This is a genomic window from Aquimarina sp. AWH4_224 (assembly GCF_056160245.1).
This window is the reverse complement of the sequence record NZ_JBSWWU010000075.1, coordinates 1-327: the sequence shown is the minus strand read 5'-3', so window position 1 is coordinate 327 and position 327 is coordinate 1. Positions and strand designations below refer to the sequence as shown.

The 327-nt window shown below is 38.5% G+C and carries 1 protein-coding gene; it reads left to right on the top strand.

What is annotated here, in order from left to right; translation table 11 throughout:
* A partial coding sequence (locus ACXAGJ_RS24760; RefSeq protein WP_474843881.1) for a condensation domain-containing protein occupies nucleotides 1–327 on the top strand: 327 nt, incomplete at both ends.

Below are 327 nucleotides of genomic sequence, written 5' to 3'. Positions count from 1 at the left end.
GATTTACCCACGGATTATCCTCGACCTACGGTTAAGGATTACTCAGGATCTTCCTATGGATTTGATTTGGATAGTTCTGTTACCAAAGGTTTATTGGATTTAGCGCAATCTCAAGGAGTTACGATGTATATGTTATTGTTATCTATTTTTCAGGTGTTGCTCAGTAGGTTGAGCAATCAGAAGGATATTACGATAGGTACAGTTTCTTCGGGTCGTTCACATTCAGATTTAGAGGATTTGTTGGGTGTTTTTATCAACACCTTGCCTCTTCGTAGTGAGTTGGATTATGGATTGAGTTTTGAGGAGTATTTACAAGAGGTTCGTTCT